The organism is Rhizobium sp. SVR5-9E (assembly GCF_056755095.1).
This window is the reverse complement of sequence record NZ_JBNDHS010000353.1, coordinates 1-284: the sequence shown is the minus strand read 5'-3', so window position 1 is coordinate 284 and position 284 is coordinate 1. Positions and strand designations below refer to the sequence as shown.

Below are 284 nucleotides of genomic sequence, written 5' to 3'. Positions count from 1 at the left end.
AGCAAAGACTACACAACAGAGATCACCAAAGAACTATTATCACTCTCAATTCATCAAGAAAAGATCCCCGAACTCAAATGTCCAAAATGCCAGCAGCAAAACCTCATCATCAAAGACAAGATCATCAAATGTCCTGATGCGCAATGCAACTGGGTGCAGTTCAGAAACGTTTGTGGAATAACGCTCAACATACAGCAGATCACTTCACTGATCAACAACAGAAACACCCCGCTGATCAAAAATATGAAGGCCAAGAACGGCAAAAAGTTTAGTGCTTGCATCAT

General features: G+C 41.2%; 1 protein-coding gene. It reads left to right on the top strand.

Features of this window, described 5'->3' with window-relative positions:
- The coding region (locus tag ACPYOJ_RS35145) for a topoisomerase C-terminal repeat-containing protein (RefSeq protein WP_481420353.1) at nt 1-284 on the top strand (284 nt) is incomplete at both ends.